Origin of the sequence: Enterovibrio nigricans DSM 22720 (assembly GCF_900167155.1) — a bacterium.
Lineage (GTDB): Bacteria > Pseudomonadota > Gammaproteobacteria > Enterobacterales > Vibrionaceae > Enterovibrio > Enterovibrio nigricans.
The window spans coordinates 2,853-3,894 of sequence record NZ_FUXU01000156.1; the positions used below are offsets into that span (position 1 = coordinate 2,853).

General features: G+C 52.7%; 1 protein-coding gene. It reads left to right on the top strand.

All coding sequences use genetic code 11. The annotated features are described in order from the left end of the window. Window positions 1-1,042, top strand: a 1,042-nt coding sequence (locus B5D35_RS22940) for a replication endonuclease (protein WP_139367854.1), incomplete at both ends; no start/stop codon positions are given.

Consider the following 1,042-nt stretch of genomic DNA (forward strand, 5'->3'; position numbering starts at 1 on the left):
GAAAACTTGCCCGTCTTCGCAAGCAATACCGAGAGCATGCACAGGTTGCGCTCGGTAATGTGGGCAAAGGCAAACACAAACGCTACTACGTCTCTGCCCTGACCTTCTCTCACTTCATGACCAACCTCAAAAAGAATGAACGCTTCATGGAAAGCATGTTAGTGGTCAATGTCGACACAGAAGAAAGCTATAGCCTCAAGGAGGTCGCTGCGCGTACCACGGCTAACCCCGACAACCGCCGCGTTGAATTGATTGTTCGTGCCCGTGGTGATGTTGAGCGCGCAGAGGACTTAGGCTACGAGAGCTTGTTTGTCTCATGGACATTACCCAGTAAATACCACCGCAACTCAGCCAAATGGTGCGGCTGTACCGTCAAAGAAGCGCATCAAGTACTCATGGATAAGTGGGAGCTGGTTCGCTCTCATTTTGCAAAACATGACGTCCCCTGGTTTGGGCTGCGTGTTGCAGAGCCACACAAAGACGGCACACCCCACGCGCACTTGTTTTTACATGTCCCAGCGTCATACAAAGACAGAGCCGTATGCGTTCTCAATGAGATAGCGTGTCGCGAGGATGAAGACGAGCTTTATACCCCACGCCTTAAAAAGAAACGGATAGACATCAAGTTCGCTGACCCACAAAAAGACCCTGTGGGGTATCTGGTGAAATACATCTCCAAGAATGTTAACGGCGCACACATGCCCGAAGGCGATGCGGACACACGCGCACTCGCGGCGCGGGCATGGTGCAGCACATGGAACATCAAACAGTTCTCTCAATCTGGCTCGCCCCCTGTGGGGCTGTGGCGACAAATCCGCCGTGCGTCCAAGGAGGATGTCGCCTTTGACAGTGAATTGGCTGACCTTTATGACCAGTGTGACAACAGCCGCTGGAAGCGTTTTTGCCAAGATATCCAAGATGCCAAGCTTGCCTATGACGAGCACACCAACCGCTACGGTGAAACGGTCAAGAAAGTCAGGGGGTTTACGTGGCACGACACCTTGATTGAGACCGCAGGGCAAGACTTTGCGTTAGTGCCGTC